The organism is Chamaesiphon sp. OTE_8_metabat_110 (genome assembly GCF_031382685.1).
In the GTDB taxonomy this organism is placed as follows: Bacteria; Cyanobacteriota; Cyanobacteriia; order Cyanobacteriales; family Chamaesiphonaceae; genus Chamaesiphon.
In genome coordinates this window covers 1-6,422 of sequence record NZ_JANMZA010000229.1, presented here as the reverse complement: position 1 = coordinate 6,422, position 6,422 = coordinate 1, and the positions used below count along the sequence as shown (strand labels likewise).

Below are 6,422 nucleotides of genomic sequence, written 5' to 3'. Positions count from 1 at the left end.
CGAGGGTGGTGCTTGTTCGATCAAAGAGCCATAAGTATTGCAAATCGGACATTTTCCGTACCATTGAGGGGATGTCGATCCACATTCGTTACAAACGTAGGATGTGCGCGGCTGTTTTGCCATTCTGGAGAGGTTAGGGGTAGAGGGTAGGGGGTAGGGGGTAGTGGGTAGAGGGTAGAGGGTAGGGGGTAGAGGGTAATAGGTAGAGGGGTAGAGGGTAATGGGTAGAGGGGAGTAGCGATCGAAATCCACTTCAATACTAGTCGGGCGGACTGACCGATCGACAATCTACCCATGTTGGCTAGACAATTCGAGCTTGAATAATAGTTAAAAAATGTTAAGAATGTTGAAGCCTCAATCGACGCAATTCCGATTAATGAAGGGGTTGGACTGCACCAATTTGTCTAAAATCAATGATAATCTTGATCGTAGGATGTTAAAAGTTAACGTTAAAAAAATTACCACTATACGATAGGAGCTTTGATAAGCTTGGAAAATCATAAGGAAACTATTCTGGTCGTTGATGATGAGGCTAGCATCCGTCGCATTTTAGAAACTCGCCTCTCCATGATTGGCTATGATGTAGTTACAGCGGCAGATGGGGAAGAAGCCCTCGAAACTTTTCGCGAAACCTGCCCCGATTTAGTCGTGCTTGACGTGATGATGCCCAAGCTCGATGGCTACGGGGTATGTCAGGAGCTACGCAAAGAATCTGATGTCCCCATTATCATGTTGACGGCATTGGGCGATGTCGCCGATCGCATCACGGGACTAGAGTTGGGTGCAGATGACTATGTAGTCAAGCCCTTTTCTCCCAAAGAACTCGAAGCCCGAATTCGTTCGGTATTGCGGCGGGTTGATAAAAATGGACTCAATGGCATTCCCAGTTCTGGAGTGATCCAGATTGCTACCATCAAGATCGATACTAATAAGCGCCAAGTGTATAAGTCCGACGAACGGATTCGGCTCACCGGGATGGAGTTTAGTCTCCTCGAACTACTCGTGAGTCGATCGGGCGAGGCTTTCTCCCGATCGGAAATTCTCCAAGAGGTGTGGGGCTATACTCCCGAACGTCACGTCGATACTAGAGTCGTGGACGTTCATATTTCGCGGCTCCGCGCTAAATTGGAAGAAGATCCTAGCAATCCCGAACTGATTCTCACCGCTAGAGGTACGGGTTATTTGTTTCAACGGATTATCGAGCCTGATGAACTTTAGGCTTTAGGCTTTAGACCAAATGTAGGGTGGGCAATGCCCACCATCTAGGTTGTGAACCATTCTACAAGACCAAATGGAGGATGCCACCAGCTAGGTTCTAAACAATTCGACGTGGATGCGATAAGCGCAAAATGCTGGTGGCATAACTCACCAGCATTTTGATGTGACTCCACCCTGTTATTCTAGTCTATTTGAACTACCCAAATCAAAAATTTAGTTGAGAGTGCTGCGGAGAGTGTAGATAGCTATGAAAGAAGATAACGGTCGGATCGTCCGACTCCTGCCGATCGCCGCAGGTAGCATTGCCGGGACTTTGTTAATGTTAAATCGGGTACTGACGCCAGCATTAACCGACTCTCAGGCGCGATCGGATGCCGTGGGTGTAGTTTTGACAGCAGTACTAATTTTAACGGGGTTGTTGTGGCAGCAAGTTCAGCCTAGAAAACCCGATAGCACTGTGCTAGAGGGGACAGAGGGATTTGAACTATTACCCACGTTACCGGATGCACTCAAAACCGAATTAGCATGGGCTTCACATCTACTACTGACGAATACAGTGACGCGATCGATCGTCGTTTATTATCGCGGGCAAGTTTTGCTCAGACGGGGGATTTTGGCACCAATCGCGACAGTTACACCCGGGGCGATCCTCGATCGAGTTTTAGCCAAACAAAAAGCTATTTATCTAGTAGATACAAAAGTCTACCCAGGAAGAATTGAATTCAACTATTTACCTGTCAACACCCAAGGCATCATTTGTCAGCCATTAGGTACAGATGGAGTAATGATTTTGGGTGCCAATGCTCCCCGTAGTTATACCAAGCAAGATGAAGCTTGGATCGAGGGAATTGCCGATAAATTAGCAAATAGCCTCGCTACCAGATCCGCGATCGATGGCAATTTGATAAACCCAAATGACAAAATCTGAAGGATTCGAGCTTTTTGAGCTACCTAAAACGATCGATTAGCAAAATATTTTTAGCACAAATAGTAATTATGGCAGTTATTAAGTGCATAATGAAATTAACATCCTGTTAATTACGATCGTGGCTAAAACTAAAGTAGAATCTGCTCCCAAAGCTCCTAAAAGTACTGCTACCAAGACAGCTCCGCCAGCCGCCAAAGCAGATAAATCTGCAAAAGTAGCTGCAAAAACTGAGGCATCAACTGACGTCATTTCTACCGCAACGCCGCTCACTGGTAAGGCTCTGCTCCAAAAAGTTAAGGAGCTAGCACATCTTGCTAAGCGCGAAACAGCCAAGGAATGTGGCTACATAAAAACTTCTGCTTCTGGCGGCGTGCGTACCGATCTCTCGGGCTTTTATGATGCCGTGCTCTCAGCGAAAGGTGTCAAGCTCGATGAAACTAGTAGAGACAGTCGTGGTAAAGTTGCCACCTATAAAGCTACCGTGCATAAAAATGGTCAGTTGTTAATTGGCTCTGCTTATACCAAAGGCATGGGTTTAAAAGAGGGCGATGTCTTTACGATCAAGCTCGGCTACAAACACATCCATTTAATTCAAGATAATTAAATCGGCTGGTGCTTTACCCAAACGACTGACGAGTGGCGCGATGCGCTTGGGTAGAGCAATCGATCGCAAATTAAGTGCAGAGGTTTGGTTCCTAACTGACACCAAATCTCTGCGATATTTGCCGATCGCGGGCAGATTATGGTGCGGCTCGACCCGATTGGATGGCGAATTTACACCTAACCTTGCTTAAATTTAAACAGTAAAAGCTGAGTAATTTGCTTGTTAGTAAAGTTATTATCGCTTACGAGCAGTAGTGTTTGACTGCCGTCGGGCAAGCGCGAGCCTAGTGCCATCCCTTCGAGATTGTCTAGGCGCATGTCCAATTTTTTGAGGTCGAAGGCAAGCTGTTTTTTGATGGGTTGAATAGTGTTATTGTCTTTGAAGCTGGCAATCTTGCTGGTATCGGTAGCACCTGCCATACTCGCTTGAAATAATTTGACGCGGAAGCCAAACAAGCCAAAGGATCGCTCCAAGGTAAGAAAATGACCGCTAGTATCGATCGATTGAATTTCCGATAAGCCGTGTTCGAGTGCGCCTAATGGGGGCGGATCTAATTGATAGAGATGTTCGCTAATAATTTCGGGTCGATTGCTCAGTAGATAATGCAACCACCGATTTTTAGCACCAGGAATTTTGCCATCTTCACCCACTTTAGAGACAAATTTATCCTGCATCAAGGATGATTCGGTAGTGGCGAACAGCCGTAAAGGTTCGCCGCTAGCTGGCAATGTCCCTGTCGGGCTGAGTGTCATCCCTTCAAACCCCAGATTATTTTGGATTCCCCGCTTACTTTCTGTATCCGGGAGATAACGCTCGGGAATGGGTAAGGCTTGTTTGGCTTTACCTGTTTTGAGGTCGAATTCGTTAATAAATGGCGGAATATCTTTGCCCCGATTTCCCTCACTAGAGATAAATACAGAGGATTGGGGTGTCAAGGCAATTGTTTCGGTATCAATTTGCCCTTTGAGATAAGTTTCCCCATTTGCTTGCTTGAGCAGCGTTACATCGACGATATCTACTTTATTTAGTTTGACGCGAGCATTTTTAGTGTCGAGATCGAGTTTGAGCGTATAAAATCTAGCTGGTGCGATGTCACTGCGATCGTCAGAAACTGCATAAAAAATATCGCGCTGCCGATCGTAAGTTAGTCCCGATAACCCACCCACAGTAGTCTGTTTATACTGAAAATTGTCGGGGATAATGTACTCACCGATATACTCGAGCGACAGTTTGTTAAAAATCCTACTGCTAGCAGCTTCGCTCGAAACAGCACTACAAGAGGTCAGGAAAATCATGATTCCGATGACACATAGTAATGCACCCGCAGAGACAGTACTGGCCAAAATCCAACCGCCTATTTTTTTGCGCCGAGGATCTGGACTTTTATTTAAAGTCATAACTATTTTGAGTAATAATATCTGTGAGTGGGTATTTCTCATTGTAAGTTACCTGCGATCTCGGTCGTGACTTTCGATCGCGACAACTTCACACCCGCAAACCATCAGAATCCCCCCGAGCAAGCCTTAGAAAGGGGGATTTACCCACTCAAAACGAAGCAATTGGATTTTTCAGACACCCGCTCAGATTTCGTCACGATCTAAATTTGCTGACAACTATTAACGCTCGACGCTCGATTAACTTATTTATGTCTTCATCTACTTTGTCTGTGCCAGCTAATGTCAAATTTGACGAAGCGATCGACCTGACTCAAACTTTCTTGACGCAGCTTAAAAAAAATGAGCTAACAGCCAGTCAAATCCAAGATTTTGTAGCGGCATTAGTACAGACAGCCAATGGTGCTAGAGGATTTTTTGTAACTTATCTGACTGCCAAAGATCCCATTTGTGACGAACCCCAGCCGGAAATTATTGCCGCATTGCAAGCAAATCCAGATGTTGCTGCCGATTTACTTGTCAAAAACGTTGCCATGTCTACCGCTCAACAACTCTACCATCAGCGGCGAGACGATCGGGAAATGGCGGCATCTTCTGCCACCGTAGCAGCACGGACGACCAAAATTATCCAACAATTGAATCTACCTCAGATTCAGGAAATGTGCCGAGAATTGGTAGGTACGATCCGGGCTGGCGCTGGTGCCTATACTGACTTTTTGACTCGCTGGGGTTATGATGAGGAGCAAAAAAACTCGATCGCTCAAGCTATGTCGCGGTTAATTGTCTAGCTATAGCAACCGTCCAGCCAGCTTCGGACATACCCCCGACTGTCTTGTCTCGCTAATCCGTCGGGAAACCCGACAAACGCGAGCCGCTTCTTGGAGAAGTCGGGGGTATTGCATTAAGGGTTGAGATCTCCTAATCGCCTTGGCGGTTGCCATAAATCACGCTCCAAGCTTGAGATCCAAATGACAAAAGAGGTTATTTCTAACCTCTTTTGTTTGATTGAGTAGACTAACACAAATCTCAATCGCCAATAAATATCCGTAGGTATGTTTGCGATTAAGCTGCGCTCGATCCCTCAATCCAAACGGTAGTGTTATCGAACTAATCCTTAGAGTAAACCAGTGCTAGCACCTTGTTTACCAGTAGCTAATTCGACTTTGATGATTTTACCGCCCATTTTCATAATCCGCTGTTGCTCGCGGAACCAGCTATCGTAAGGGACTAATTTTGTGAAATAAGTATTTTGCAGTTCGCGCTGAGTTCGGATGCGTGTTTGACTGGGAACGCAAGCGGTGACTTTGAACATCCGCATAATAATGGTGCTCCTATGGCTATATTTTGAATAAACTATCCTAATTTTGCACTGTTTGGTAACTCTCAGATCTAGTCACCATTGGCAAGTGCTGTCGAGTCACAATAATTTACCGATTCTCTACGAGACGCTACGCGAACGATGCGCGCTCCAAAAACGTCAAAGTCTGAGAGTCAGATGTCCATCCTAGGTCGTCAAAACTCATCTAGTCATAGATAAGCTGTTGAAGATCTAACACTTACATCGGACTTCCCAGACTCGATTACTTCATCTGCGTTGTCTGGTTAAAAAAACCGATCGACTAGCTCAAGCCAGAACAGATGTAGTCTAAGTAAACACCCATTTCTTTACCAGCATCAGCACCAACTAAACTAGCGGTTACTTCTTTGATGGCTTGGATTGCTTGGACTGTAGCAGCTACAGGTACGCCTAGAGAGTTGTAAGTTTCTTTTAAGCCGTTGAGTACGCGCTCATCCAAGATTGAAGGATCGCCAGCTAGCATCGCGTAGGTAGCATAGCGGAGGTAGTAGTCCAAGTCGCGGATGCAGGCAGCATAACGACGAGTGGTATACATGTTACCACCGGGACGAGTGATATCCGAGTACAACAAGGATTTTGCTACAGCTTCTTTGACGATAGTAGCTGCATTAGCACTGATCGTACCAGCCGCACGGACGCGGAGTTCGCCAGTACCAAAGTAAGCTTTGAGTTTATCGAGCGAGCTGGAGTCCAAGTATTTACCTTGAACGTCAGATGAGTTGATGACAGAAGTAATTGCGTCTTGCATTATTCTAAATTCCTTATCTAGTCTCTAGTTGCTTATTTCAAAAATTGTGACCGAGATCGCCAAAGTTAACTAGTTTGGAACTAGCTCATTGCACCGATGAGGTAGTCAAAGTAAGCACCAGCTTCGGCAGCGTCTTCACCAGACATCATGGAAGCAGCAGCATCTTTCATCGC

8 protein-coding genes and 1 pseudogene are annotated in these 6,422 nt (G+C 45.6%); 4 read left to right on the top strand and 5 right to left on the bottom strand.

Annotated elements, in window-relative coordinates; translation table 11 throughout:
* Positions 1-123, bottom strand: a 123-nt coding sequence (locus RMO52_RS08520) for a hypothetical protein (RefSeq protein ID WP_310412897.1), incomplete at its 3' end; no start/stop codon positions are given.
* 366 nt (positions 124-489) lie between these two features.
* Between RMO52_RS08520 and rpaB the strand changes: the two genes are divergently transcribed.
* The 3 genes from rpaB to RMO52_RS08505 all read left to right on the top strand — a co-directional run bounded on the left by rpaB (position 490) and on the right by RMO52_RS08505 (position 2,750).
* Positions 490-1,218 (top strand): response regulator transcription factor RpaB, encoded by a 729-nt coding sequence (gene rpaB, locus RMO52_RS08515; RefSeq protein WP_309745214.1) that lies wholly within the window; start codon positions 490-492, stop codon positions 1,216-1,218.
* A gap of 247 nt (positions 1,219-1,465) precedes the next feature.
* Entirely contained in the window at positions 1,466-2,146 is a 681-nt protein-coding gene (locus RMO52_RS08510) for a cofactor assembly of complex C subunit B (protein ID WP_310412894.1), read from the top strand.
* A gap of 247 nt (positions 2,147-2,393) precedes the next feature.
* Positions 2,394-2,750 carry an AbrB family transcriptional regulator gene (locus RMO52_RS08505; protein ID WP_396134923.1) on the top strand — a complete coding sequence of 119 codons (357 nt, stop codon included), beginning with the start codon at positions 2,394-2,396 and terminating at the stop codon, positions 2,748-2,750.
* 176 nt (positions 2,751-2,926) lie between these two features.
* Here RMO52_RS08505 and RMO52_RS08500 read toward each other — a convergent pair whose 3' ends face one another.
* On the bottom strand, positions 2,927-4,147 hold the full coding sequence (locus RMO52_RS08500; protein WP_309745210.1) for an esterase-like activity of phytase family protein: 1,221 nt from the start codon (positions 4,145-4,147) through the stop codon (positions 2,927-2,929).
* Between the two features lie 248 nt (positions 4,148-4,395).
* On the opposite strand from RMO52_RS08500, the gene RMO52_RS08495 reads away from it, so the two are divergent.
* Positions 4,396-4,932 (top strand): hypothetical protein, encoded by a 537-nt coding sequence (locus RMO52_RS08495; RefSeq protein ID WP_309745208.1) that lies wholly within the window; start codon positions 4,396-4,398, stop codon positions 4,930-4,932.
* Between the two features lie 326 nt (positions 4,933-5,258).
* On the opposite strand, the gene RMO52_RS08490 is transcribed toward RMO52_RS08495, so the two are convergent.
* From RMO52_RS08490 to RMO52_RS08480, 3 genes and pseudogenes are all read right to left on the bottom strand, one after another.
* Complete coding sequence (locus RMO52_RS08490) at positions 5,259-5,462, bottom strand: phycobilisome linker polypeptide (RefSeq protein ID WP_309745206.1); 204 nt, start codon at positions 5,460-5,462, stop codon at positions 5,259-5,261.
* Positions 5,463-5,763: 301 nt separating this feature from the next.
* On the bottom strand, positions 5,764-6,249 hold the full coding sequence (gene apcB / locus RMO52_RS08485) for an allophycocyanin subunit beta (protein ID WP_015160896.1): 486 nt from the start codon (positions 6,247-6,249) through the stop codon (positions 5,764-5,766).
* A gap of 80 nt (positions 6,250-6,329) precedes the next feature.
* Positions 6,330-6,422: pseudogene (locus RMO52_RS08480) on the bottom strand (allophycocyanin); the annotation flags it as partial.